Raw genomic sequence first — 24,609 nt, 5'->3', positions numbered from 1 at the left:
TCACCGAAGTTTGGGGTTGAGCGCGTCGCGCAGCCAGTCGCCGATCATGTTGACCGACAGGACGATCAGGCAGAGCTGGATCGAGGGGAAGACAACGATCCACCACAGGCCCGAGAAGAGGTACTGGTTCCCGATCCGGATCAGCGTGCCGAGGCTGGGCTGGTCCGGCGGCATGCCGACGCCGAGGAAGGAGAGCGTGGCCTCGGACAGGATGGCGAGGCCGAAGTTCAGCGTCGCCGCCACCATGATCGGGGTCATGCAGTTGGGCAGGATGTGATGCAGCATGATGCGCCACGCCCGGACCCGGATCAACCGCGCCGCCTGCACGTATTCCTTGCGCGCCTCCACCATGGCCGAGGCCCGGACCGTGCGCGCATATTGCACCCAGGACGGCACGGCGATGGCGAAGATCAGGATCGGCGCGGCCAGCACGTCCTTCAGCGCCGTGGGCAACGAGGCAGAGGCGATGGCCGTGATCAGGATCGCGATCAGGATGAAGGGCATCGACAGCAGCACGTCGCCCACCCGCATGATCACGTTGTCGATCCAGCCGCCGAAGTAGCCCGCGACCAACCCGAGGGCGAGGCCCACGCTGAGCGCCAGCAGCACCGAGGCAAAGCCGATGATCAGCGAGATCCGCGAGCCATAGAGAATGGCCGATAGGATATCCCGCCCCTGCGTGTCCGTGCCCAGCAGGTAGGGCCACTGCCCCTCGGCATCCCAGATCGGCGGAATCTCGGAGTTCCACAGTTCGAGCGCGGCAAGGTCGTAGGGGTTCTGCGGCGTGATCAGCGGCGCGAGGAAGGCCGTGATCGCCACGAAGGCCAGCAGCACCACCGCGAAGATCGCAGAAGGATGCGCCCGGAAGGAATACCACAGGTCGCTGTCGCGCAGCTTGGCAAGCCGGTCGCGCAGGGGCGCCGCGGCAGGGGCGGTCTGGGGCCGTGTCGAAACCTTTTCCATCATGTTCTCCGGTTCAGCCATTTGCGCCACCGGCCCGGGCGGTGTCATCGCGCAGCCGGGGATCGACCCAGGCGTAGGTGATGTCGACGATCGTGTTCAGCGCCACGAAGATGAAGGAGACGATCATCAGGTAGGCGGCCATCACGGGAATATCGACGAAGGTCACGGCCTGAATGAAGAGCATCCCCATGCCGGGCCACTGGAAGACCGTCTCGGTGACGAGGGCGAAGGCGATCAGGTTGCCAATCTGCATCCCGGTCAGGGTGATCACCGGCATCAGGCAGTTGCGCAGCGCGTGGCGCCACTGCACCCGCGCCGTGGGCACGCCGCGCGCACGGGCGAACTTGATGTAATCGGCGCGCAGGGTCTCCAGCATCTCGGCCCGCACGAGGCGCATGACCAGCGTCACCTGGAAGGTGGAGAGCGAGATCGAGGGCAGGATCAGCGCCGCCCGGCCCGACGGCGTCAGGAACCCGGTGGACCACCAGCCGATGTCGACCGTCTCGCCCCGGCCGAAGCCCGGCAACCAGCCCAGCGTGACCGAGAAGCCGAGGATCAGAAGGATGCCGACGACGAAGCTGGGCAGCGATACGCCCACGATCGAGCCGAGTTGCAAGGCGTTGGCGAGCCGTGAATTCCGATAGACCGCGGTTGCGACGCCCAGCGGAATGCCGATCAGCAGCGACAGGACCGTGGCCACCAGCACCAGCTCGAACGTCGCCGGGAACCGCTCCTTGATCAGGACCATCACGTCCTGCTGGTTGCGGTAGGAAATTCCGAAATCCCCCTGCACCGCATTGGTCACGAACCGCGTGTACTGGGTGATGAGGCCATCATTCAGCCCCAGACGTTCCCGCAGTTCGATCCGGTCGGCCTGCGTCGCCTGCTCGTTCACCATCATCTCCACCGGGTCACCGAAGAAGCGGAAGATCACGAAGGCCAGCAGCGCCACCGCCAGCATGACAAAGGCCGCGTTGGCGGCGCGCTTGATAAGGAATGCGATCATTGCCGTCTCCTGTGCGTGCGGACATCTGGCCCAATCGGCCGGGATGAAGGCAGGCGGACCACCCCGTGGCGGTCCGCCCGGTCAGCTCACGAGCCGGGGTTGACCTTGGCGAACCAGAGGCGCGGCTTGTTGTCCGGGAAGAGCGGCATGTCGGTCACCTCGTCGGTGACGGCCCAGGCCATCGGCTGCTGGTGCAGCGGCAGCATGATATGCTCCTTCTTCACGATCCCCAGCGCTTCGGTCTCCAGCGCGAGGCGCTTGTCGAGGTCCAGTTCGCTGCCCGCCGCGTCGATCAGCTTGTCCAGCTCCGGGAAGGACCAGCCGCCCCAGTTGAACACGCCCGCGTTGCCTTCCTTGGTGTGGAAGATCTGCAGCAGCGGCGAATAGGCATCCAGCATCGGCAGCGTGGCCCAGCCGAGGATATAGACATCGGTCTTGCCGTTGGTGCGCTTGGGCGACTGCACGGCGCGGGGCGCCACGTCGAGCTTCGGCGCGAGGCCCACGCGGCTCCACATGGAAGCGATCGCCTGACAGAACTGCTCTTCGTTCACGAGACCGTCCGAGATGCAGCTGAACTCGAACGACAGCCCCTCGGGCACACCGGCCTCGGCCAGCATCGCCTTGGCGGCCTCGGGATCGTAGCCCGGCAGCTCATCCAGTTCCGGCGCATAGCCCGGGATCGGCGGCGCGACAGTGGCACCGGCGATCCGGCTCTTGCCGCGCATCACCTTCTTGTGGATCAGGTCGAGGTCGATCGCCTTGTAGAGCGCCTCGCGCACCTTCACGTCGGTGAAGGGGTTGTCGCCGCCGGTGCTCAGCTTGTCCCGGAAGGGGAAGCCGATCATCACGGTCCGCAGGTCGACGCCTTCGAGGACCGAGACATTCGGCGCGGCCGCGAGGCGCGGAAGATCCTGCACCGGCGCATCGTTGGTGAAGCTGATCTCGCCGGAGAGCAGCGCCGCCACCCGGGTCGCGGCCGAGTTCACGGGCAGCAGTTCGAAGCCGTCGAGGTTGTGCTGGGGCGTATCCCACCAGTTGGCGTTCTTGACGAAGACGGTCTTGGCATCCGGCTGGCGGCTCTCGACGATGAAGGGTCCAGTGCCGTTGGCGTTGTAGGTGGCATAGCCCTCGACGCCCGCACCGATATCGGTGGGCTTGAGCGCGTCATGCTCCGTCATCCACTCCTTGTCGAAGATATGGATGTTGGTCAGGTCGTTGAGCAGCAGCGGGTAGGTGCCGTTTAGGGTGATGTCGACGGTATAGTCGTCCACGGCCTCGGAGGAGACATAGGCGGGCAGGTTGCCCTTCAGCGGCGAGGCCTCGTCGCTCACCCGGGTCAGCGAGGCGACCACGTCGTCGGCGGTGAAGGGGTTGCCGTTGTGGAAGGTCACGCCCTGACGCAGCTTGAAGCGCCACGTCACCTGATCGTCGAGGATCTCCCAGCTTTCGGCCAGCGCCGGCTCGATCTTGAGGTCCTTGTTGTAGCGCACCAGCCCTTCGTAGACGTGGTTCAGCACGTTGATGGTGAAGCTGTCGCCGTAGGAATAGGGATCCAGCGATCCGATGTCGCGGTTTGCGCCCCATTTCAGGATGTTCTCGGCCTGCGCCGCGCCCGCCAGACCCGCGATTGCGGCCGTCGCAAGCAGTAGCTGTCTCATCTGCATCTCATGGTCCCTGCTGTTGAAGATTGTATTTCAGATTCGATTAGATTGGATACGATTTGCTATCGATGGCATTGCGTATTCAATCTGGCAAGCAAATTGTATCCAATTGACGCGAAAAAATGTATGCGATATGACGGTGGCATACCTGATGAGCAGAGCAGACCATGACCGAGAACAAGAACACCCTGACCAACGCGGTGCATGACCTGCTCCGGAGAGCGATCATCGAACAGGCCTTGAAACCGGGCATGCGCCTTCCCGAGGACACCGTGGGGGAGCAGTTCGGGGTCAGCCGGACCATCGTGCGCCATGCGCTCGTGCGGCTGGAGAACGAGGGCCTGGTCATCACCCGGCGCAATCGCGGGGCCTTCGTGGCCGAGCCGTCGAAGGAAGAGGCCCAGCATGTCTTCGAGGTGCGCCGTTGCCTTGAAAACGAGGTTATCCGCCTGCTTTGCAAGAGAATTCCCGAAACCGGCTATGACCGGTTGGAGGCCCATGTGCGCAGCGAGGAAACCGTCAAGGGCAAGGATGGCCCGGTGTCGATCCGCCTCGCCGGGGAGTTCCACATCCTCCTCGCAGAGCTGACGGGGAACGACGTCCTGGCGCGCTACGTCTCCGAGGTCGTGCTGCGCTGTTCGCTGATCATGTCGCTCTATGCCCGCAATCACTCCTCCGATTGCGCGGTGGACGAGCACCTCCAGATCATCGAGGCGATCCGGGATGGTGACGCGGCCCGCGCGATCGAGATCATGGATCACCACCTCGGGGCCGTCGCGGACAGGGCAGAGCTGTCGCAGCAGCCGGATAGTATCCAATCCATCCTTTCACACTACGGCAAGGAGCTGTCACAGTGACACAGCGCGACGGTTACCATACTTTCGATTTCTCCGACCTGACCCCGCGCGAAGCCTACAAGGTGATGATCGGGACCATCGTCCCGCGCCCCATCGCCTGGGTCACGACGATCTCGCCAGACGGGCAGGTGAACGCGGCGCCCTATTCCTTCTTCAACTGCCTCTCGGCCGATCCGCCGATCCTTGCACTCGGGGTCGAGAACAAGCCCGATCGCAGCTTCAAGGACACCGCCTACAACATCCGCATGACCGAGTGCTTCACGGTAAACATCGTGGATCGCCCCAATGTGGAGGCCATGGCCGTGACCGCAGCCGCCTTCGCCCCGGACGTGGACGAGTTGGAGATGGCGGGCCTGACCTCCGCCCCCGGCCTCAAGGTCGCCAGCCCGCGCATCGCAGAGGCCCCCGTGGCTTTCGAATGCGAACGATACCTCGGCATTCAGGTCAGCTCGGCCCGCGAGATCATCCTGGGCCGCATCGTCATGGCGCATATCCGCGAGGATATCATCGACCCGGCGACCTGCTATTCCGATCATGCCAAGCTCGACGCCATCGGCCGCATGGGCGGCAACGGCTATGCCGGGACGCTCGATTACTTCGACTGGCCGACCCCCTCTGCCGAGGACGTGCTGCGCAACCTCAATGCGCCGCTGACCCGTCACAAGGCCTGATCCGCGCCTAAGTCCCGCGACCGCCCCCCGGAAACCGCGCCACCCTACGGCGCCGTTCTGGGGCAGCTCCGCCTCCCCTGCCCGTTTCATGACCACACCCTGCCCGCGCATCCCGGCGCGGCGGGCGCGGTTCCGTGCCGTTGCTTGCAACCCGGCGCGAATTGACCCAGTGACCGGGGCAGACCCCGCGTGGCCACGGCCCGGGACTCACTGACAGCAGACAATCGGGCAGGATACCGCCATGACCTCCGCACGCGATGCATCCCCTCTCGCCGACCTCCACGCGGCCGTTGAAGACCAGCGCAGCTTCGCCACTGGCGTCTTCGACGACCTCGCCGCAGGCTCCACCGATCCGGCTGGCGGCATCACCCGCGACACCTATGGCCCGGGCGAGGCCTTCGGCCACGACGTCATGGCGCGGGTCGCCACGGACAGCGATTTCGCCGTGAGCGTCGACAAGGCCGGCAACACCTATGCCCTGTGGGAAACCGCGCCGGGTGCCAAGACCGTGATCATGGGGTCGCACCTCGACAGCGTGCCGCGCGGTGGCAACTTCGACGGCGCCGCCGGGCCGCTGGCCGGAATGGTCGCGATGCGGGCGCTGCGGGCCATGGGCGCCACGCCCCGGGTGAACCTCTGCGCCATGGGCATCCGGGCCGAGGAAAGCGTCTGGTTCCAGACCTCCTACATCGGTTCGCGCGCGGCGCTAGGCACCCTGCCCGCCGAAACCTACGACACCGCACGGCGGATCGACACCGGCCGCACCCTCGGCGACCACATGGCGGAAAGCGGCTGCGACGTTGCGGCCCTGAAGGCGGGCCACGTCCCGCTGGACCCTGCCACGCTGGAGGCCCAGATCGAGCTGCATATCGAGCAGGCTCCCTCGCTGGTCGAGGAAGGGCTGCCCGTCGGCATCTGCACCGGCATCCCCGGCAACTTCCGTTATCCCGATGCGGTGATCACCGGCGTCCACGGCCATGTGGGCACCCCGCGCCGGTTCCGCCTCGACGCAGCCATGGCGGGCGCGGAACTGGCCGTGGCGATGCAGCGGCTCTGGGTGCGCGAAGAGGACGACGGCAACCCGATGGCCGTGACCTTCGGGCGGTTCCACACCGACGACGGCTTCCACGGGATGACCACGGTGCCCGGACTCTTCCACTTCTCCCTCGACGTGCGCTGCTATGACGAGGCGGTGCTGGCCCGGGTGGAGGAGGACTTCCTGACCCTCGTCGCCCAGATCGAAGCAGAATACCGCGTGACCATCACGCTGGGAGAGCGCAAATCCGCCCCCGTGGGGCTGGCCGACCGGGCAATCCGCGACGGGCTCCATGCGGCGGCAGAGGACCTCGGCATTCCCTACATGGAGATGGGCTCCCCGGCGTCGCACGATTCGGCGGCCTTCGCGGCGGCAGGCGTGCCCATGTCGATGATCTTCGTGCGCAACGAGAACGGCAGCCACAACCCTGACGAGGCGATGGAGATCGACGATTTCCTCGACGGCTGCGCGGTGCTGACCGCCTATCTCTACCGGACCTACTGCGCCTGATCGGCACCCCCAATAGCCCTGCAAGTGACGGCCCCACCGCAGCCCGCGGCGGGGCCGTTTTCGCGTCTGCTCCCGCGGGCACCCCACAGGCAATTGACAAGCCACCGGCTGCCTGACATCTTATTTGAGAACTTGGTTCTCCAAATGAGAACCAATGGGAGGAGGAACCAGACGTGCGCGGCCCCGCCGCGCCCGGCCGGGACATGCGTGCCCGCTCCTGCCCGATGACGACCGGCAAGCGACCCGAGGAGGGGCCGCGACAGAAGGAGCATGACCATGACCACCGCCGATCCCGCCCGCGTCGAGGCGCTGCTGAAGGGCAGCGTCGACCTGCACATCCACTCCGGCCCCTCGCTGCATCCCCGCAAGATCGACCATATCGAGGCGCTGAACGAAGCGGACGACGCCGGGATGCGGGCGATCCTGCTGAAGGATCACTACTACCCGACGATGCCGCTGGCGACGCTGCTCAACACCAATATGGGCAAGACGACCGAGGTGCTCTCGGCCATCGTGCTGAACCACCCGCTGGGGGGCTTCAACCCCTCCGCCGTGGACTATGCGCTGAAGCAGGGGGCGCGAATCGTCTGGATGCCGACCGCCCATGCCGAGAACCACATCATCAAGACCTCCAAGGATCTGAAGGGCAAGTTCCCCGAGAACACCAAGAAGACGGTGGAAGCGGCGGGCCTGCGCCTCGTGGATGACAAGGGCGTGGTGCTGGACGAGGTGAAGCAGATCCTCGACCTGATCGCGGAGGGCGATGCCTGCGTCTCGGCCGGGCACCACCACGTGGACGAGGCCTTCCCCTTCTACGAGGAGGCCAAGGCCCGCGGCGTCACCCGGATGTTCCTGAACCACCCGACCTACGTGAACGCCGCCACCCTCGACCAGGTGACGGAACTGGCGAACATGGGCGTGAAGATGGAGCATTCGATCTGCATGTTCATCCCCTCCACCTTCACCATGTTCGACGATGCCCACCTGAAGGAGGTCATCGACGCGGCAGGGGTCGAGAACAGCTTCTTCGGGTCCGACCTCGGCCAGACCGGCAACCCGACCCCGGTGGAGGGCATGCGCCTGATCATCGCGAAGCTGCTGGAGATGGGCTACTCCGAGGAGGACACCCGCGCCATGACCGCCACCAACGCCGCCGATTTCGTCGGGCTGAAATGACCGGCCTGCGCGGCCGGATCGCGGCCGGTGACCGGGTCGTCGGCTGTTTCGGCAAGATCCCCGATCCCCATGTGATCGAACTGCTGGGCCTCGCCGGTCTCGATTTCATCGTGGCCGACCGGGAACATGCCGCCGTCGGGCTTCAGGCGCTCGACCTCATGGTCATGGCGGGCCGCTCAGTCGGCCTGCCGGTGCTGATCCGGTCCACCGGGTCCGGCGCGGATGCGCTCTGGCCCGCGATGGACCTTGGCGCGGCGGGCGTCATGGTGCCCCATGTCCGCGACGGGGAGGAGGCCCGCGCGGTGGTGGAGGCGGTGAAATACGCCCCCGGCAAGCGCGGCTTCTCCCCCTCCGGGCGGGCCGGGGCCTATGGCACCATGGCGGCGGCAGACTATCGCGCGCAGGCCGATGCGGACAGCATCGTCATGGCCCAGATCGAGGACCGCGGCGCGCTCGACCACCTCGACGCCATCGCAGGGACCGAGGGCGTGGACGTGCTCTTCGTCGGGCCCGCCGATCTCTCCCTCTCCCTCGGGGTGGGGATGGACGCACCGGAGCTGGCGCAGGCCATCGAACAGGTCGTCACCGCGGCCCGGACGGCCGGTAAACAGGCCGGGATCTTCCTCCCCGGCCCCGAGGCGGTCCCCCGCTGGGCGGCCCTCGGCGTCACGGTCTTCGTGCTCGGCGCCGATCAATCCCTCCTCATGAGCGCCGCGCGGCAGATGATGCACGCGGCCAAGGACAGCTGAAAGGACATCACATGATTCATCAGGTCGACTGGGAAAAGCTGGAGTGGAAGACGATCCGCCCCGGCGTCGAGCAGAAGGCATTTTCCGGCGCGGGGGCCACGCTGGCGCTGCACCGGCTCCAGCCCGAGCATGAGCCCAAGCCCCACAAGCACGAGAACGAGCAGATCGCCTATATCGTCTCGGGCACCGTGGATTTCCACGTCGGCGACGAGGTCGTCCGCATGGGCCCCGGCGCGATCATCACCGTGCCGCCGAACGTCATGCACCACGCCGTCGTGGTGGGCGACGAGGAGGTGATCAACATCGACGTCTTCACCCCGGCCCGGCCCGAATACGCCCCCACGCCCGAGGTATGACCCCCCACAAGGCGGGGGCTTTCCTCCCGCCTTGACCCTGCGCAAAGTCGAAGCTGCATACATGTGCCAGAATTGGCATGAAACATGGAGCCGCAGCCATGACCCAGTCGCAGGACAGGACCATCGCCTTTCTCTCAGATCCCGCCAGCCACTGTGGCGCGGGGCCGGTCGAGGTGATCGAGACCCACGGCGCCTATATCTTCCTCTGCGGCCGGACCGCGCTGAAGCTCAAGCGCGCAGTGCACTACGACTACATGGACCTGTCCACGGTGGAGAAACGCCACCGCCTGCTGCTGCGCGAGCTGGAGCTGAACCGCCCTGCCGCGCCGATGCTCTACCGCGACGTGCTGCCCGTGACCGAGGGGCCCGAGGGGCTGTCGCTGGGTGGCACCGGCACCCCGGTGGACTACGTCCTGCGCATGTGGCGCTTCCCGGCAGAGGAGGAACTGGACCGGATCGCCGCCGCGGGCGGGTTCGACGGCGCCTTGGCCGATGCGACCGGCGCGGCGGTGGCGCTCTATCACCGTGCCACGCCCCTGCGGCCCTGTGACGGCGCCCCGCTGATCGGCGATATCCTCGACGAGTTGGGCCGCGTCTTTGCCGAGTTTCCCGAGGCCGCGAGCGTCCCGGACGCCACCGCATGGTTACAGGCCGCCCGCAGCGCGTGGACCGCGCAGCGCGGCCTTCTGACCGAACGCGGCGCAGCCGGGCACGTGCGCCGCGCCCATGGCGATCTGCACCTGCGCAACATCGTGCGGATCAACGGCGCGCCGGTGCCCATCGACGCGCTGGAATTCGACGAGACGCTCGGCACCTGTGACCTGCTCTACGACATCGCCTTCCTCGTCATGGACCTGCTGCACCGGGACCTTGCCCCGCAGGCCTGCCGCACCCTCTCCGCCTGGCTGCGGGAGATGGGCGGGACCGAGGACAGCGGCCTTGCGGCGCTGCCGCTCTTCCTGTCGGTGCGGGCGGCGATCCGGGCGATGGTGCTGCTGCAGACCGATGCCGCGCGCGGAACGCCCGGCACCTCGGAGGCGGAAATCGCCGCCTACCTGCGCCTCGCCCAGGCGGTCCTTGCCCCCGCTGCGCCCGTTCTGGTGGCGGTCGGCGGCCTGTCGGGCAGTGGAAAATCGGTGCTGGCGCGGGCACTTGCCCCCGGTCTCGGCCGGGTGCCCGGCGCGGTTTGGCTGGCCTCGGACCTTGAGCGGAAGGCCGGGCGCGACATGCTGCGCCACCTCGCGCAGGAGAACTATAGCGAGCACAACCGGACCGCGGTCTATGATCGGCTCTTCGCCCGGGCCGGGCACCTGCTGGCCGCCGGGCAGTCTGTCCTGCTGGACGCGACCTTCCTCGACCGCCGCCTGCGCGGGCTGGCGGAGGCCACGGCCCGCACGGCGGGCGTGCCTTTCCACGGGTTCTGGATGGAGGCGCCGGAGGAGGTCCTGCGCGCCCGGGTCACCGCACGCTGCGGAGATGCCTCGGACGCGGATATCACCGTGCTGGAGATCCAGTTGGCCCAGCACACCGGCGCCATGTCGTGGCACAGGATCGACGCCAGCGGCCCGCCCGAAGAGGCGTTGCAGGCCGCCCGCGCCCTTCTGGACTGAGCGGCCTCAGACGTTGAAGCGGATGCCCGCCTCGGCCAGACCGCCGCCAAGCGCCATCGGCGTGCCGTCCGCGCGCCAGCAGGCGGCCCCGGTCATCAGCCCGTCCTTGCCGAAGCGGATCACGCTCATGCCGCCGCCGATGTGGCGCACCAGCTTGACCGTGTGGCCCTTGGCCTCCAGCGCCGCCTGCATGTGGGCATAGGCGGGCTCGAGCTCGATCTCCTGCCCCTGCGTCCAGAGCCGCGGCGCCTCGACCGCGGTCTGCGGGTCCATGCCGTGGTCGATCAGGTTCAGCATCGCCTGCATCGCCGAGGGGAAGATGCGCAGGCCGCCCGGCAGGCCGATGGCGAATTCCGGCGCGCCGTCCTTCAGCGCGATCATCGGCGCCATCGAGGTCGGCACCCGTTTGCCCGGCACGATGGACAGCGCCTTGCCCGGATGCGGGTCGAAGTTGCACATGTAGTTGTTCGGGATGATCCCCGTGCCCGGCACCATGATGTTCGCACCGAAAAGCCCGTTGATCGTATGGGTCGCCGCCACGATCATCCCGTCGTCATCGGCCATGGTGACATGGGTGGTGTCGTTGCTCTCGTAGCCCGGCGTCGCCGGCCCGATCCCGCCCATGTTGCGCAGCCGCGACAGGCATTCGGCGGCGTATTCCTTCGAGGTGTAGCGCTCCACCGGCACGTCCACGAAGGCCGGATCGCCCGAGGCGGCACGCCGGTCCTCGAAGCCCACGCGGATCACCTCGGCCAGCAGGTGCATCATCTCGGGCGAGCCGAAGCCCATGCCCTTCACGTCGAAATGCTCCAGCATGTTCAGCATCTGGGTGACATGCACGCCGGAAGAGGCGGGCGGCGGCGGGCCGACGATCTCCCAGCCGCGGTAGCTGCCGTGGATCGCCTCGCGCTCGGCCGCGGCGTAGGAGGTCAGGTCGTCCAGCGTGATGAACCCGGCATAATCGTCGCCCGAGGCCATCCGCTCCACCAGCGCCTTGCCCAGTGCCCCGCCGTGCAGCGCCGCGGCGCCGTGTTTCTGGATCTCCCGCAGGCTCTCCGCGTAATCGCCCATGACGATGCGGTCACCGGCCTGCGGCAGCTGCCCGCCCGGCAGGAAGATCGAGGAGATGACCGGGTCCAGCTCCATGTCAGGGCGGTGCATGTCGATGGCGCCGCGCAGGTAGGGCGTGACGAGGAAGCCACGCGCAGCCAGCCCGATGGCGGGCTCCACCACGTCGGCCCAGGGCAGCTTGCCGTATTGCGAATGCATCGCATACCACGCGGCGAGGTTGCCGGGCACCGCGACCGCCGAGGCGCCGAGCCGGTTCCGCCGTCCCTCGACCTCCATGTAGAGCGCCGGGTCATTGTCGCTCTGCGGGGTGTAGAGATCCCCGGTCATGGACCCGGCGGCCTGCGCCAGCCCGTCGAAGATGATGTGGCGGCCATCGGGCAGCCGCAGGTGCGACAGCCCGCCGCCCGCGATGCCCACCATCATCGGCTCCACCACCGTCAGGGCCAACAGACCCGCCACCGCGGCATCCACCGCGTTGCCGCCCGCCGCCAGCATCTGCGCCCCGGCGGAGGAGCCGAGCGGGTGGTTCGTGACGACCATCCCCTTCGCGCCCGTGGCGGGCTGTTTCTTGCAGGTGAAACCGTAGGGGCTGGCGGTCATGGCGTGTTCCTTTGTCTGATGGCCCTCAGAAACGCCTTTGCACCGTAAGGTTCAAGAGCCGGGGCCCGTGGCGGCGGCCCGGAAAGGGCCGCCTGCCCAATGCGCGGTCAGTATCCCTTGCCCGGGGTGCAAAGCGCGTCGAGCGCCTCGCCCGCCTCGAAGGCCTGCAGGTTGGCCGCGATGATCGAGACGCCGGTCGCCTGATCGATCATCGAGGCGATATGCGGCGTGACGGTGATCTGCGGATGGCTCCAGAACGGGTGATCCGCGGGCAGCGGCTCCACCGCGAAAACGTCGAGCGTGGCGTGGGACAGCTGGCCCGACTCCAGCGCCGGGATCAGGTCATCCTCCACCATGTGCCCGCCACGTGCGGCGTTCAGCAGCTGCGCGCCCGGCGCCAGCTTGGCAAAGGTGGTGGCATTCAGCAGGCCGGTGGTGGCCTCGGTCAGCGGCAACAGGCAGACCAGCGTGTCGAGCCCATCGAGGAAGGCGTCAAAACCCTCGGCCCCCGCGTAGCAGGTCACGCCCTCGATCTCCTTCATGGAGTTCGACCAGCCCCGCGTCTGGTAGCCCAGCATGGCCAGCGTCTGCGCCGCGGCCTTGCCGAGGTTGCCCAGCCCCATGAGCCCCACCTTGCGGTAGTTCGCGGGCGGCACGGTCACCGGGTCCCAGCGGCGCTCGATCTGGGCGGTGTCCATGCGGCGCTGTTCCCGGTGCATCCGCAGGACGTGCAACGCGATGAACTCGCGCATCCGCTGGGTCAGGTCATTGCCGATGGTGCGGATGATCGGCACATCCTGAGGCAACTGCGGGTCCGCCAGCAGGTGGTCGATCCCCGCGGCGATGGAGACAATGGCCTTGAGGTTGGGCAGACCCGCCAGCATGCCCGCGGGCGGCATCCAGACAATCGCGTAATCGACCGTGGCCGGGTCCGTCACCGCGCTCATCGGCAGCACGGTGAAGTCCTCCGGCAGGGCAGCGGAGAGCTTCTCGACCCATCCGGTGATCTTGTCGTCCTTGGGCAGGTAGACGGCGCAGGTGATGGGCATGGTGGTCCTCGTGGCTGGGTCAGTCGCTGGGTCAGTCGCCGGGCACAGTAGCGCCCTCGCGGTCAGCCGAAAGAGTAAAACGCCCCACCCCGCGCCGGGCCATGGCCCAGCCTGCCAGCCTGCCTACGAACCCGCCCTCCGCGGCATCCCGGTCGGTTTCAGCCGATGACGCGAAGATGACCGCGAATGCCCCTGTTCAACCGTCGCGAGATCCCTATTTTGGCGCGGCCCGGCGGAGGGCACCTGTCACACCCGCGTTCCGTCCCTGCTATAGTGAAGACCCATGATCGACCTGTTCGCTGCCCTTGCCGAGTCCCCCAACCGCCCGTTGCTGACCGGACCCGAGGAGTTCTATCTCGACGGCGCCGCCATGCTGGCGCTGCGCGAGACGCTGGAAGAGAGCCTGTCCGGCATGGGCCTTGGGCCGACCTCGGTCGTGGCGGCCCGTCTGGACGACGGCCCTGCGCAGACGGCGGTGCTCTTCGCCCTCGCGCATCTGGTGCGGTTGGTGCCGCTGAACCCGGCGCTGCAGCGTGAGGATCTCGCGCACCAGCTGTCGATCTCGGGCGCGCAGGCGCTGATCAACGAGGCCGCGCTTGGCCCCGCGCCGGTGCCCGGCGACCTGCCGCAGATCCGGCTGGAGCTGCCCGACACCCATGCCCCGCAGAGCCTGACGCTGTCCGGCGGGCCGGTCGATGCGGGCGCAAGCTGGTCCGAGGGCCCCGGCCTCGTGCTCTTCACCTCCGGCTCCACCGGCCTGCCCAAGGCGGTGCCGCTGACCCTTGAGAACCTCTACGGCGCGGCGGAGAGGATCGGCGGCAGCCTCTACCTCGGCCCCGAGGACATGGCCCTGCACGCCCTGCCGATGTTCCACATCGGCGGCTTCGTCGACCTGATGCTGGCGCCCCTGATCGCGGGCGGCGCGGTGCATTGCGCCTCCGGGCGCGATCCCTCCGCGATCCTTCAGGCCGCCCGCGAAAGCGGCGCGACATGGCTGCAGGCCGTGCCCACGATGCTGGCCCGGATGGAAGCCGAATATTCCGCCGATGACTGGGCCGAACTGGGTGGGCAGATCCGCCTGATCCGCTCGGTCTCGGCCGATCTGCCGGAAACCCGGCAGGCGATGATCGAGGAATTGCTGGGCGGCGAGGTGCCGATCCTGCCGATGTACGGCATGACCGAAACCTGCGGCCTGATCGCCACCACGCCCCTGCCCCCCAGCCCGCGCAAGGCTGGATCGGTGGGCGTGATCGAAGGCTGCGCCCTGCGCATCTGCGCCCCCGACGGCTCCGACATCGAGGAAGGCGCGACCGGGCAGGTCCGCGTCATGTCGCCCGACATGATGACCGGCTACCTCGGCGAGGCGGAGAGCCCCTTCGACGAGGACGGCTGGCTGATCACCGGCGATCTCGGCCATATCGACGAGGAGGGATACCTCTACCTCGACGGGCGCGAGAAGGAGATGATCAACCGCGGCGGCGAGAAGATCTCGCCGCAGGAGATCGAACGCGCGATCCTCTCGCACCATGCCATCATCGAGGCCGCGGCCTATGCCCGCCCGCATCCCACGCTGGGCGAGCATGTGGGCCTTGCCGTGGTGCTGCGCCCGGGCCGGGTGGCGGGCGCCGAGGAACTGCGCAAGCACCTCGCCCTGCGGCTGGCCGATTTCAAGCGTCCCGGCCGGATCGACATCACGGACGCGCTGCCCCGCCTCGCCGGCGGCAAGCTGGACCGCGTGTCCCTCGCCGCGCTGTCCGAGGAAGATGCCGCAGACCGCGCGCCGCTCTCCGACACCGCGCAGAAGATCGCCGAGGCCTGGGAAACGGTGCTGCACCGCAAGCCCGAGGGCCTGTCCGCCGACTTCTTCGAGGCGGGCGGCGACAGCCTTTCGGCCACGCAGTTCGTCTTCGAGGTCACCCGCCTGACCGGCGTGAAACTCGACCCGGCGCAGCTCTACGACACGCCCGCCTTCGGGGCCTTCGCCACGATGGTCGAAACGCAGGACAAGGCCGAAGCCGCGCGTCTGGACGACGCCGCGCTCTCCTTCGTGCGCGAACGGGTGAAAGAGTGGAAGCTCTCGCCCGCCCGGCCCGACGTGTCTGACCTGATCTTCCGCGTGGGCGGGCAGAACGGCCCGCGTCCGCTCTTCTGGTGCGTGCAGGCTGACAGCGAATGGCCCAATCTGGTCGAGGCGCTCGGCAAGAAGCGCCCGATCTATGCCATGCGGACCCTGTTCCAGAAGGTCGACAAGGACGACGCCCAGTCCCGCCGCCTCGCCTATCACTACGCCAATGCCATCGACCGGCTGCAACGCGAGGGGCCGATTGCCCTTGGCGGCTTCTGCGAGGGGGCCAAGGTGATGACATGGGTGGCCGAGGAACTCGCTGCGCGCGGCCGGGAGATCTCGCTGCTGGTGAGCTGGGACAACTGGCCCGATGCCCCGACCGCCTTCCCGACGCTGCACGTCTGGACCGAGGACAAGACCCATTCCGCCAAGCACCGGATGGTCGGGCCGGAACGCGCCCTGCCGCTGATGCACCCCGCAGGGGCCGAGGGCCATTACCTCGAAGGACGCCACGGCCAGACCCTGCGCGCGCCCCTGCCCGAGGCACTTGCCACGCGGCTCAACGCGCTCATCGACGGGCTGGAGGCCCTGCCCGTGACGGAGCCCGGCGCCGATGCGCTCGACACCACGCGGCCCGCCACGCCCGAGGCCTACAAGGCCGAGGTCAAGCTGCGCGCGCCGCGCTTCGGCCGCCGCCGCGCCACCGTCCCGGTCAAGGTCACCGTGACCAACACCAGCGCCGTGACATGGCCCGCCGGGCAGACCTGCGTGATCCTCACGCAGCGCAACTTCGACGGGCACATCCGCTCCCGCATCGCGGGCAGCGCGGCACTGGAGACGGATCTGGCCCCCGGCGACAGCGTGACCCGCGAGGTGCAGATGACCTATCCGGACAAGTTCGTGCCGATCCGGGTGACGGCGGACGTGATCGACAACGGCGTGGCCTTCTATTCCGACTACGCTCTCGAAAGCCCGCGCCGCACGCTCTGGCCCTTCAGCCTGCGGCGATCGTGATCTCCAGCCGCGCGGGCCAGCGATGGCCAAAGCGCGGCTGATACGCCATCGGCCCCGTCGAAACCGGCCGCGCGCCCGCCGCCTCCAGCGCGCGGGCGAGCGCCAGCAGCAGGGCGATCCCCAGCGGCTCGCCGATACAGCGATGCGCCCCGCGGCCAAAGACCAGCGCCTGCCCCTGATCGCGGGTGGGATCGAAAACATCGGGCGCGTCAAAGACCTCCCCGTCACGGTTGGCCGCCCCAAGCGCGAGGAACACCGGGTGGCCCGCTTTCACGGGCACCCCCGCGATCTCGGTGTCCTGCCGCGCCACCCGGGGGATGATCTGCCCCGGCGTGTCGAGCCTGAGCGCCTCGCGCACCCACGCCTCGTCCACCGAGCCCCCTTCGCGCGCCAGAATATGCAGCAGCGTGGCCGCGCCTGTCTCGACATTCTCGACCCCATCCGCCAGCAGCAGGATCGCGGCATCGACGATGTGCTGATCAGTCAGCCCCGGAAGATCAGCCTGCAAGGCGGCCATGTGGCCCAGGAAATCGCGCGGCGCCTTGCCTCGCTTGGCCTCCAGAGACCGGGTGACATGATCGCGAAACCCGGCCATCTGATCGTTGAGCGCGGTGAACTTCGCCCGATCCGTCAGCGGCGCGAAGAGCAGGAAGAAGCTCTCGGCCACCGATTTCAGCATCTCGGGGCTGCCCTCCAGCCCAAGCAGGCCGCGCATTGCCGTGAGCGCATAGGGCCGGCTGATGGTTTCCAGCAGATCGACGCGCCCCTGCCCGGCCTGTGCCCGGGTCAGCCCGCAGGCCAGCGCCGCCAGTCCCGGATCGCGCCCCGACAGCGCCCGGTGAAACCCGCGCGAGATCGCCTGTCGCGGCAGGCGGTGCGCCGGAAGGTCCAGAAACGGGGGAATATGCGCCGCGAGATCGGCGGCGACATATGTCGCGCGATTGCGCGCGGCGAGGGGCGAAAACCGCGATGGCGCGTTGCCGAGCGTCTTGTCACCAAGCGCGGCCTGAACATCGGCGTGGCGAGTCAGCAGGATGCCCCCGGCCGTCACGGGCGCCACAGGGGCATGGCGGCGCAGCCAGTCATAGGCCGGGTGGGGATCGGCGATGAACTCGGCCGACAGCAGGTCCAGCGGCAACACAACGGCCGGGGCAACGGGCTGGGTCCGCTCTTCGGGCGAGGCCTTCGACCCGCGAACGAAACGGCGAAGCAGGCGCATCGCTAGATCCGCCCGGAAGGTACAGGACCTTTCCCCTCGGCCTGACCGAACACATTTCCCCCCTTAACACACACCGCCGGCTTCCCCGTAACCGGACTATTTTGGGAAAATAGGAAACATCACACGGTCAGGAAAGACAGAATTCCGGACAGATCGGGCGTCAGCCCCGTTCGGACAGCCACGCCCGGACCAGATCAAGCGCGGGCGCGTCCAGCGCGTGGCCCATGCCGGGCAGGATATGCAGCTCCGATCCCGGGATCAGCGCCTGCGCCCGGACGGAGCTTTCAGGCGGCAGGCAATTGTCATCGGCCCCGGCGATGATGAGCGATGGCACCGTGATGCGGCGCAGCAGGGCGCTGCGCTCCCCGGCCAGGGCGATGGCCCGGCGCTGACGGGCGAAACCGCCCTGCGTGTAGCCCTCTGCGATCATCTGCGCGGCAATGCTCCGCGCCTCGCCCTCCGTCAGCGATCCCGGGGTGGCGAAATAGGCCACGTCCTCCGCCAGCCAGTCGAGGAAGGCCGCCGCGCTCTCGAAGGGCTGTACCGTGCGGGTAAAGCGCGCCTCGGCCTCCGGCGTGGTGACGAGCGTCGCCTCCCCGCCCGAGCTGCATATCTGCACCATGGCCCGGACCCGCGGGTCCGTGGCGGCGACCAGCTGCGCGATCATCCCCCCCATGGAGAAGCCGATGACAGCATAGCTCTTCAGCGCGAGGGCATCGGCCACGCGCGAGACATCCGCGGCAAGGTCCTGCAACCGATAGGCCGCCGGATCGCGCAGACCTTCAGGGCTCATCGCCTGCGGATCAGGCTCTGGCCCGCAGCGCCCGGATCGACCCGAATCCCGGTTATCGAGACAGATAACCCGGAAGCTCTGCGCCAGCGCGCGCAGGAAATCCTCCGGCCATTCGCGCATCTGCATCCCCAGCCCCAGCACGAGGATCAGGGCCGGCGCCTCCGCCGCACCCCTAAGTTCCACGTGCAAAGGGCAGGCCCCGGGGATGCAGCGCTCTTCGATCGTCATGGGCGCTTACAGACCCAGTTCGGCCTTCACGGCGTCCAGCGCCGGGGCACCGTCCTTGGTGGTCACCCCGTCCAGCCAGCCTTCCAGTAGGTCGGGATGGGCTTTGATCACCTTCTCGGCCGCAGCCTCGGCGTCATCGCCGTCGGTCAGGATGTAGCCCATGCCCTCGCTTTCGAGATCCACGTCGAAGGCCAGCTGCGTCGCCAGCTTGCCGATGTTGGGACAGGCGTCGAGGTAGCCCGCCCGCACCTGCGTGTGCACCGTCGCGCCGCCGAAGTTCGGGCCGTAGTAGGCATCGCCGCCGGTCAGGTATTCCATCTCGAACCGGGTGTTCATCGGGTGCGGGGCCCAGCCGTTGAAGACGATCCACTCGTCCCGGCGCACGGCATTGGCGACCTGCGCCAGCATCCCCTGCTCCGAGCTTTCGACCACATCCCAGCCGTCGAGGCCAAAGGCCTCATCCGCGACAATCGCCAGCATCAGCTCGTTCGACCCCGGCTCGATCCCATAGATCTTCTCGCCGAATTCCTCGGGGAACTTGGCGAGATCCGCGATGTCATGCACCCCGGCATCGTAGACGTATTTCGGCACGGCGAAGGTGTATTTCGCCCCTTCGAGGTTCTGCGACACCGTCGTGACGGAACCGTCCGCCTCGTAGGGCGCGTAGTACTGGGTCATCGCCGGATCCCAATAGCCCAGGAAAAGATCCAGATCGCCACGCTTCATGGATTCGTAGATGACCGGGATGCCCAGTACCTTGCTGTCCGTCTCGTATCCCATCGCCTCCAGCAGGACCGAGGCAATGCCGGTGGTCAGGGCGAGGTCCGTCCAGCCCGGCTCGGCCATGCGGACCGTGTCGCATTGGGCCTGCGCGGCACCGGCGCTCAGCAGCGCGGTCAGAGAGGCGGCGGTGAAGAGGACTTTGGTCATGCTCAGGTTCCCTGTTTCGACGGTTCATTTATTGACCCACGGGTCAGTCAATATCTCAGTAGGATAAATTGACCCGAGGGTCAATCAAAGCTATCGAAGCGGCAGCAAGGGCCGCACGAGAGGCCTTCAGGGGAACCGATGGGACGGAAAAGCATTGCCGATATCCGGCGCACCGAACTCGCCCAGGCGGCGTTCGAGGTGCTGGCAGAGCACGGGTTGCAGGGCACGACGCTGCAACGGGTGGCGGCCCATACCGGGGCCTCCAAGGCCAGCGTCCTGCACTACTACGCCACCAAGCAGGCCCTGATCGAAGCGGCTCTGCGCAAGGGGAATTCGACCCTGCGGGAGGAGGCGGTTCTCTACATGCGCCTCGCCCAGACACCCTGGGAACGATTCTACGCGATCATCGAGGCGAACTTCTCGCCCACCACCTATCTGCCGCGCATGGCGCACGGCTGGGTCGCCATGTGCGCCGAGGTGCCCCACAACCCGCAATTCGCCCGGTTGCAGCGGGTGATCTACCGGCGGCTCAACGGCAACCTGCGGTCAGCCCTGATCGCGGTGGAACCCGACGCGGATGCGGCAGAGCGCGGGGCCAACATGGTCTCGCTGCTGATCGACGGGATCTGGCTGCGCCTTGGCATGCAGGTGGGCGGGTTGAGCCGGGAAGAGGCGCTGGATCACCTCGAAAGCCACCTCGCCCAGCGCTATGGCACCACGCCCGAGCGGCTGGCCGCCCGGGCCCGCATGGCCGAGGTTGCCGCCACGCTGGCCGCCAAGACGGTCTAGCGTCGCGTCACGAAGCGGTCGATCGCGGCGACCTTTTCCTCGTCCGTGGCGATCTGGCCATAGAGCGCGGCGGCGGCCTCGAAGAAACGAGGGTCCAGCCCGCGGCTTGCGAGGAAGGCCGCGATCTCCTCCATCTCGCCCTCCCAGCGATAGGCCTTGGCGTACATGCCCGGCAGCATCCGGGACAGCCAGCCATAGAGCATCGGCTGGCTCCCCTCGAGTTCGGCCAGCAGCCTTTCGCGCAGCGCGGGCCGGTCCGCCGCCAGCGCCATGGTCGCGCCCAGAGCCTGAAATCCCTTTGTCAGACCCGCATAGCTCATCTTCAGCTCCGAGGCCTCGCCCGGCATATCGGAAAGGTGGCGGCAGTCGAGCCCATGGCCCGCCAGCGTCTCGGCCAGTTCGGGCCCGGTGCCGGAGACGTAGAGCCGTGGCAGGCCGGGCCCCTCCCACTTCGGCCCGCCGATGATCCCGCCATCGGCAAAGGGCAGCCCCTCGGCGGCGAAGAGCGCGCCGATCTCGCGCGAGGTGTCCGGCGCGATAGCGTTGCAGTCGACATAGACCGGCGGGTGCGCCTGCGCGGCGAAGAGCGGCAAGTAGCGCTCCGCCATGGCGCGGGCGGTGCTCGGCGGCACGATGGACAGGAAGATGTCGGCCCCGGCGATCTCGGCCTCGCTGGCCCCCGTGATCCCGCCCGCCTCGGCGCGGGCACGGGTGGCCTCGCTGCGCCCCTCGAAGGAGGTCATCACCTCGGCCCCGCCCATCACGAGGCGGCGGGCAATGGCCTCGCCCATCTTGCCAATCGAAACCACGGCGATCCGGGTCATCTGCACGCTCCTGTTGCTCTGTCCTGCGCGGAAGGCCCCTCCAGGGCCCCACCGGGCGTCCTGCGCCGATGTGCCCTTGACGGGGGCCGCGTAATATACTGCGTATACGCACGAGGCGCCTGACCCGAGGGTCGCATCCCGGCGCCCCCCATATCAACCGGTTTGACGCCGCCCCGCGCCCGCGCCACGATGTGCGCCGGGGCCGTCCGCCGCCCGCGCCCAGCGCGACCGACCGCACAGAGCCCCGAGACTGCCCCGACGACCGGGCCACCCCTCGGCCCCCATCAGAGCCCGCACCCTCCCGGGCAGCAAGAGACCCAAGAGTGACCAGCCCAAAGACCTGCGCGTTGTCGCCCGCCCCCGCGGGGACGCCCCGCCCATGAGCCCTTCCGACGCGCCGCTGTCCGACCGGCACCGTATCCTCGCCGTTGTGGCGATCGTCCTGTCGATCTCGACCAGCGTGATGGACAGTGTCGCCGTCAACGTGGCCCTGCCCAGCATCGCCGATGCACTTGGCGCAGAGCCGAGGGACGTGACCGTGGTGGTCGGGATCTACCAGCTCGTCATCGTGGCCTGCCTCTTCCCCGTCGCCAGCCTGGCCGAGATCTTCGGCTGTCGGCGGATCTACCTGACGGGGATCGTCATCTTTACCATCGGCGCAGCGCTGAACGGCTTTGCCAACAGCCTCCAGATGCTGATCACGACCCGCGGACTTCAGGCCACGGGCGCTGCCTGCGTCATGGGGGTGAACCTGGCCCTGCTGCGGCTGGTGGTGCCGCCGGAGAAGCTGGGCCGCACCATCGGGATCAACGCCAGCGTGGTGGCGCTGTCGATGACCACCGGGCCCACCATCGCCGGGGCGCTGCTGACGGTGCTGCCGTGGAACGCCGTGGTGATGATGGGCCTGCCGACCGGGGTGATCGCCCTCGTCCTCGGGGCCCGCTACCTGCCCGAAAGCGACGTGATCCGGCATCCCTTCGACTGGCTGAGCGCGCTGCTCTCGGCCCTGACCTTTACGCTGATCCTCTATGCGCTGATGAGCTATGGCCGCACCGGAGAGATACTGGTTCCGCTGGTGACGCTGGCCGCCGGGGTGATCGCGGGCGCCGTGCTGCTGCAACGCCAGCGGCGGTCCGAGAACCCGCTGATCCCTCTCGACCTGCTGGCCAAGCCGCAGTTCCGCCTGTCGATCATGACCTCCGTCTGCGGGTTTTCGAGCCAGATGCTGGCCTTCGTCGTGCTGCCCTTCGCGCTACAGACCGGGATGGGGTATTCCCCCTACCACGCCGGCCTGCTGCTGAGCGCATGGCCCCTGACCCTCGCCGCGACCGCCCCCATCGCGGGCCGTCTCGCGGACAAGCCCTACAACGGGCGTATCGTGGCCGTCGGCATGGCACTTCTGGCCACCGGGCTCACCCTGCTGGCCACGATGCCGGAGGATGTGACCATCCCCGGGCTGGCCCTGCGGCTGGCGCTTTGCGGGGTGGGCTTCGGCCTGTTCCAGACCCCGAACAACCGCAGCCTGATCGGCGCCACCCCGCGACACCGCAGTTCCGGCGCCTCCTCGGCGCTGGCCACCGCGCGCCTGCTCGGGCAGGGCTTCGGCACCGCGCTGGCGACGATCGCGCTCTCCATGGGCGCCCATGATGCACAGCAGGCCTTCTTCTTCGGCACCGCGCTTGCCGTCATCGGCTGCCTCTGTTCGGTCATCCGCAGCCGGGGGACGTTCCAGATCCTCTGACGTCCCGCGCGCCGACTCGCCTCGTGATGCGCAATCCGGCGGCCCTCCGCGTGGATCCACCCGATTCCGGACCGTGGTGCTTTCTTTCCGGCTGACCCTTCCCTAGGGTGCCGCCCATACCACCGGGCGAGCCATGACAGGATCGCGCCGGGGAGGTCCCTTCTTTTACAGGAGTTCGCCCCATGAACATGCTTTCGAATTCTCTCGCCGCGACGGATATCGCGACGCAGCTGCACCCCTACACCGACGCCCGCGCCTTCGAGGAGAAGGGCCCGACGATCATGGTGAAGGGTGACGGCATCCGCGTGACCGACTCCAACGGCAAGGAATACATCGAGGCGATGGCGGGGCTGTGGTCCGTCGCGGTCGGCTTCTCCGAGCCCAAGCTGCGCGAAGCCGCCGACAAGCAGATGGGCCTGCTGCCCTACTACCACACCTTCGCCTTCAAGTCGCACGAGCCCTCGATCCGTCTGGCCGAGAAGCTGGTGGAAATGACCCCCGAGCACCTGACCAAGGTGCATTTCACCAACTCCGGCTCCGAGGCCAACGACACCATCGTCAAGATGGTGTGGTACATGAACAACGCCCTCGGCCGTCCCGAGAAGAAGAAGTTCCTCGCCCGCAAGAAGGGCTACCACGGCATCACCATCGCCTCGGGCTCGCTGACCGGCCTGCCGGCGAACCACGGTGACTTCGACCTGCCCGCGATCCCGGTGACGCACCTGACCACGCCGCACTTCTACCGCTTCGGCGAAGAGGGCGAGACCGAGGAGCAGTTCACCGCGCGCCTGCTGAAGGAACTGGAAGACACGATCCTCGCCGAGGGCCCCGAGACCATCGCCGCCTTCATCGGTGAGCCGGTCATGGGTGCCGGTGGCGTCATGGTGCCGCCCGTGGGCTACTGGCCCGGCGTGCAGGAAATCTGCCGCAAGTACGACATCCTCGTGGTGGCGGACGAGGTCATCAACGGCTTCGGCCGTCTGGGCACGCCCTTCGGCTGCCAGAAGATGGGCTTCGAGCCCGACATCATGACCCTGTCGAAGCAGATCACCTCGTCCTACCTGCCGCTCTCGGCGATCATGTTCACCGACAAGGTCTACCAGGCGATCGCGGACAACTCCCACAAGCTGGGCACCTTCGGCCACGGCTTCACCGGCTCGGGCCACCCGGTTGCCTCGGCCGTGGGCCTCGCCAACCTCGAAGTGATCGAGGAGAAGGGCCTGATCGAGAACGCCGCCAAGATGGGCGAGATCATGCAGGCCGAGCTGGCCAAGCTGGCGGATCACCCGCTGGTGGGTGAAGTGCGCGGCACCGGCCTGATCGCCGGCGTCGAGCTGGTGCAGGACAAGGCCACCAAGGCGCCCTTCGATCCCAAGGTGAAGGCCGGCATGAAAGCCGCGGACATCGCCGCGGACGAGGGCCTGATCACCCGTGCCGTTGGCGATACGCTGGCGCTCTGCCCGCCGCTGATCGTGACCGAAGATGACGTGCTGGAAATCGTCGCCCGCATGAAGCGGACGCTGGACCGCGCGCTGGAGGCGATGCAGGCCGAAGGCCTGAAGTAAGCCCTGTCGAAGAGACATGAGGAAACCCCGGCTTCGGCCGGGGTTTTCGTTTTTGGAGCAATGCGCGGTGCTGCCGCCCTCTAATGCTGACGGCTGTCCCCCGGGCGTTCTAATACCGCTGGAACC

At 67.8% G+C, this 24,609-nt stretch carries 20 protein-coding genes; 11 read left to right on the top strand and 9 right to left on the bottom strand.

All coding sequences use genetic code 11. The annotated features are described in order from the left end of the window. The 3 genes from LCM32_RS08370 to LCM32_RS08360 form a co-directional block, all read right to left on the bottom strand. Complete coding sequence (locus LCM32_RS08370) at window positions 1–984, bottom strand: ABC transporter permease (protein ID WP_224820602.1); 984 nt, start codon at window positions 982–984, stop codon at window positions 1–3. Beyond that, window positions 977–1,969, bottom strand: a complete 993-nt coding sequence (locus LCM32_RS08365) for an ABC transporter permease (RefSeq protein ID WP_224820601.1) — start codon at window positions 1,967–1,969, stop codon at window positions 977–979. The genes LCM32_RS08370 and LCM32_RS08365 overlap by 8 nt, the downstream gene beginning before the upstream one ends. A gap of 86 nt (window positions 1,970–2,055) precedes the next feature. Further along, window positions 2,056–3,627, bottom strand: a complete 1,572-nt coding sequence (locus tag LCM32_RS08360) for an ABC transporter substrate-binding protein (RefSeq protein ID WP_224820600.1) — start codon at window positions 3,625–3,627, stop codon at window positions 2,056–2,058. Window positions 3,628–3,797: 170 nt separating this feature from the next. Here LCM32_RS08360 and LCM32_RS08355 point away from each other — a divergent pair, with 170 nt between their 5' ends. From LCM32_RS08355 to LCM32_RS08325, 7 genes are all read left to right on the top strand, one after another. Continuing rightward, window positions 3,798–4,487 (top strand): GntR family transcriptional regulator, encoded by a 690-nt coding sequence (locus LCM32_RS08355; protein ID WP_224820599.1) that lies wholly within the window; start codon window positions 3,798–3,800, stop codon window positions 4,485–4,487. Continuing rightward, window positions 4,484–5,158 carry a flavin reductase family protein gene (locus LCM32_RS08350; protein WP_224820598.1) on the top strand — a complete coding sequence of 225 codons (675 nt, stop codon included), beginning with the start codon at window positions 4,484–4,486 and terminating at the stop codon, window positions 5,156–5,158. The genes LCM32_RS08355 and LCM32_RS08350 overlap by 4 nt, the downstream gene beginning before the upstream one ends. A gap of 241 nt (window positions 5,159–5,399) precedes the next feature. Next, complete coding sequence (locus tag LCM32_RS08345; RefSeq protein WP_263618133.1) at window positions 5,400–6,704, top strand: Zn-dependent hydrolase; 1,305 nt, start codon at window positions 5,400–5,402, stop codon at window positions 6,702–6,704. Between the two features lie 270 nt (window positions 6,705–6,974). Then, window positions 6,975–7,880 carry a DUF6282 family protein gene (locus tag LCM32_RS08340; protein WP_224820597.1) on the top strand — a complete coding sequence of 302 codons (906 nt, stop codon included), beginning with the start codon at window positions 6,975–6,977 and terminating at the stop codon, window positions 7,878–7,880. Beyond that, on the top strand, window positions 7,877–8,629 hold the full coding sequence (locus tag LCM32_RS08335) for an HpcH/HpaI aldolase family protein (protein ID WP_224820596.1): 753 nt from the start codon (window positions 7,877–7,879) through the stop codon (window positions 8,627–8,629). The genes LCM32_RS08340 and LCM32_RS08335 overlap by 4 nt, the downstream gene beginning before the upstream one ends. An 11-nt stretch (window positions 8,630–8,640) precedes the next feature. Next, complete coding sequence (locus LCM32_RS08330; protein ID WP_222490880.1) at window positions 8,641–8,985, top strand: cupin domain-containing protein; 345 nt, start codon at window positions 8,641–8,643, stop codon at window positions 8,983–8,985. 98 nt (window positions 8,986–9,083) lie between these two features. After that, window positions 9,084–10,595, top strand: coding sequence for an AAA family ATPase (locus tag LCM32_RS08325; protein WP_224820595.1), 1,512 nt, complete (start codon window positions 9,084–9,086; stop codon window positions 10,593–10,595). Between the two features lie 6 nt (window positions 10,596–10,601). Here LCM32_RS08325 and ggt read toward each other — a convergent pair whose 3' ends face one another. Then, complete coding sequence (gene ggt, locus LCM32_RS08320) at window positions 10,602–12,266, bottom strand: gamma-glutamyltransferase (RefSeq protein ID WP_224820594.1); 1,665 nt, start codon at window positions 12,264–12,266, stop codon at window positions 10,602–10,604. A 107-nt stretch (window positions 12,267–12,373) separates the two neighbouring features. Continuing rightward, window positions 12,374–13,315: a 2-hydroxyacid dehydrogenase gene (locus LCM32_RS08315; protein ID WP_224820593.1), complete on the bottom strand. Its 942-nt coding sequence runs from the start codon at window positions 13,313–13,315 to the stop codon at window positions 12,374–12,376. 283 nt (window positions 13,316–13,598) lie between these two features. Here LCM32_RS08315 and LCM32_RS08310 point away from each other — a divergent pair, with 283 nt between their 5' ends. Continuing rightward, window positions 13,599–16,394 carry an AMP-binding protein gene (locus LCM32_RS08310; RefSeq protein ID WP_224820592.1) on the top strand — a complete coding sequence of 932 codons (2,796 nt, stop codon included), beginning with the start codon at window positions 13,599–13,601 and terminating at the stop codon, window positions 16,392–16,394. Here LCM32_RS08310 and LCM32_RS08305 read toward each other — a convergent pair. From LCM32_RS08305 to choX, 3 genes are all read right to left on the bottom strand, one after another. After that, a complete protein-coding gene (locus LCM32_RS08305) occupies window positions 16,375–17,613 on the bottom strand; it encodes a cytochrome P450 (protein WP_224820591.1) in 1,239 nt (412 codons plus the stop codon). The genes LCM32_RS08310 and LCM32_RS08305 overlap by 20 nt on opposite strands. Before the next feature lie 160 nt (window positions 17,614–17,773). Continuing rightward, a complete protein-coding gene (locus LCM32_RS08300) occupies window positions 17,774–18,634 on the bottom strand; it encodes an alpha/beta fold hydrolase (protein ID WP_224820590.1) in 861 nt (286 codons plus the stop codon). 6 nt (window positions 18,635–18,640) lie between these two features. After that, window positions 18,641–19,564, bottom strand: a complete 924-nt coding sequence (choX, locus tag LCM32_RS08295; protein ID WP_224820589.1) for a choline ABC transporter substrate-binding protein — start codon at window positions 19,562–19,564, stop codon at window positions 18,641–18,643. A 138-nt stretch (window positions 19,565–19,702) separates the two neighbouring features. Here choX and betI point away from each other — a divergent pair, with 138 nt between their 5' ends. Continuing rightward, window positions 19,703–20,353, top strand: coding sequence for a transcriptional regulator BetI (gene betI / locus LCM32_RS08290; protein ID WP_224820588.1), 651 nt, complete (start codon window positions 19,703–19,705; stop codon window positions 20,351–20,353). Here the strand turns inward: betI and LCM32_RS08285 are convergent. Then, window positions 20,350–21,177, bottom strand: coding sequence for an NAD(P)-dependent oxidoreductase (locus tag LCM32_RS08285; protein ID WP_224820587.1), 828 nt, complete (start codon window positions 21,175–21,177; stop codon window positions 20,350–20,352). The genes betI and LCM32_RS08285 overlap by 4 nt on opposite strands. Before the next feature lie 379 nt (window positions 21,178–21,556). Between LCM32_RS08285 and LCM32_RS08280 the strand changes: the two genes are divergently transcribed. Together LCM32_RS08280 and LCM32_RS08275 are read left to right on the top strand one after the other, a co-directional pair. After that, a complete protein-coding gene (locus LCM32_RS08280) occupies window positions 21,557–22,918 on the top strand; it encodes an MFS transporter (protein WP_224820586.1) in 1,362 nt (453 codons plus the stop codon). 182 nt (window positions 22,919–23,100) lie between these two features. Beyond that, a complete protein-coding gene (locus LCM32_RS08275; protein WP_224820585.1) occupies window positions 23,101–24,483 on the top strand; it encodes an aspartate aminotransferase family protein in 1,383 nt (460 codons plus the stop codon). Window positions 24,484–24,609: the final 126 nt, after the last annotated feature.

It is taken from the genome of Pseudooceanicola nanhaiensis, assembly GCF_020171315.1.
GTDB lineage: Bacteria > Pseudomonadota > Alphaproteobacteria > Rhodobacterales > Rhodobacteraceae > Pseudooceanicola > Pseudooceanicola nanhaiensis_A.
This window is presented reverse-complemented; position numbering and strand designations above follow the sequence as displayed.

Coding starts and splice junctions, on each gene's coding strand:
- LCM32_RS08370 (WP_224820602.1), bottom strand. CDS start 984: ATGGCTGAACCGGAGAACATGATGGAAAAGGTTTCGACACGGCCCCAG.
- LCM32_RS08365 (WP_224820601.1), bottom strand. CDS start 1,969: ATGATCGCATTCCTTATCAAGCGCGCCGCCAACGCGGCCTTTGTCATG.
- LCM32_RS08360 (WP_224820600.1), bottom strand. CDS start 3,627: ATGAGACAGCTACTGCTTGCGACGGCCGCAATCGCGGGTCTGGCGGGC.
- LCM32_RS08355 (WP_224820599.1), top strand. CDS start 3,798: ATGACCGAGAACAAGAACACCCTGACCAACGCGGTGCATGACCTGCTC.
- LCM32_RS08345 (WP_263618133.1), top strand. CDS start 5,400: ATGACCTCCGCACGCGATGCATCCCCTCTCGCCGACCTCCACGCGGCC.
- LCM32_RS08340 (WP_224820597.1), top strand. CDS start 6,975: ATGACCATGACCACCGCCGATCCCGCCCGCGTCGAGGCGCTGCTGAAG.
- LCM32_RS08335 (WP_224820596.1), top strand. CDS start 7,877: ATGACCGGCCTGCGCGGCCGGATCGCGGCCGGTGACCGGGTCGTCGGC.
- LCM32_RS08330 (WP_222490880.1), top strand. CDS start 8,641: ATGATTCATCAGGTCGACTGGGAAAAGCTGGAGTGGAAGACGATCCGC.
- LCM32_RS08325 (WP_224820595.1), top strand. CDS start 9,084: ATGACCCAGTCGCAGGACAGGACCATCGCCTTTCTCTCAGATCCCGCC.
- ggt (WP_224820594.1), bottom strand. CDS start 12,266: ATGACCGCCAGCCCCTACGGTTTCACCTGCAAGAAACAGCCCGCCACG.
- LCM32_RS08315 (WP_224820593.1), bottom strand. CDS start 13,315: ATGCCCATCACCTGCGCCGTCTACCTGCCCAAGGACGACAAGATCACC.
- LCM32_RS08310 (WP_224820592.1), top strand. CDS start 13,599: ATGATCGACCTGTTCGCTGCCCTTGCCGAGTCCCCCAACCGCCCGTTG.
- LCM32_RS08305 (WP_224820591.1), bottom strand. CDS start 17,613: ATGCGCCTGCTTCGCCGTTTCGTTCGCGGGTCGAAGGCCTCGCCCGAA.
- LCM32_RS08300 (WP_224820590.1), bottom strand. CDS start 18,634: ATGACGATCGAAGAGCGCTGCATCCCCGGGGCCTGCCCTTTGCACGTG.
- choX (WP_224820589.1), bottom strand. CDS start 19,564: ATGACCAAAGTCCTCTTCACCGCCGCCTCTCTGACCGCGCTGCTGAGC.
- betI (WP_224820588.1), top strand. CDS start 19,703: ATGGGACGGAAAAGCATTGCCGATATCCGGCGCACCGAACTCGCCCAG.
- LCM32_RS08285 (WP_224820587.1), bottom strand. CDS start 21,177: ATGACCCGGATCGCCGTGGTTTCGATTGGCAAGATGGGCGAGGCCATT.
- LCM32_RS08280 (WP_224820586.1), top strand. CDS start 21,557: ATGAGCCCTTCCGACGCGCCGCTGTCCGACCGGCACCGTATCCTCGCC.
- LCM32_RS08275 (WP_224820585.1), top strand. CDS start 23,101: ATGAACATGCTTTCGAATTCTCTCGCCGCGACGGATATCGCGACGCAG.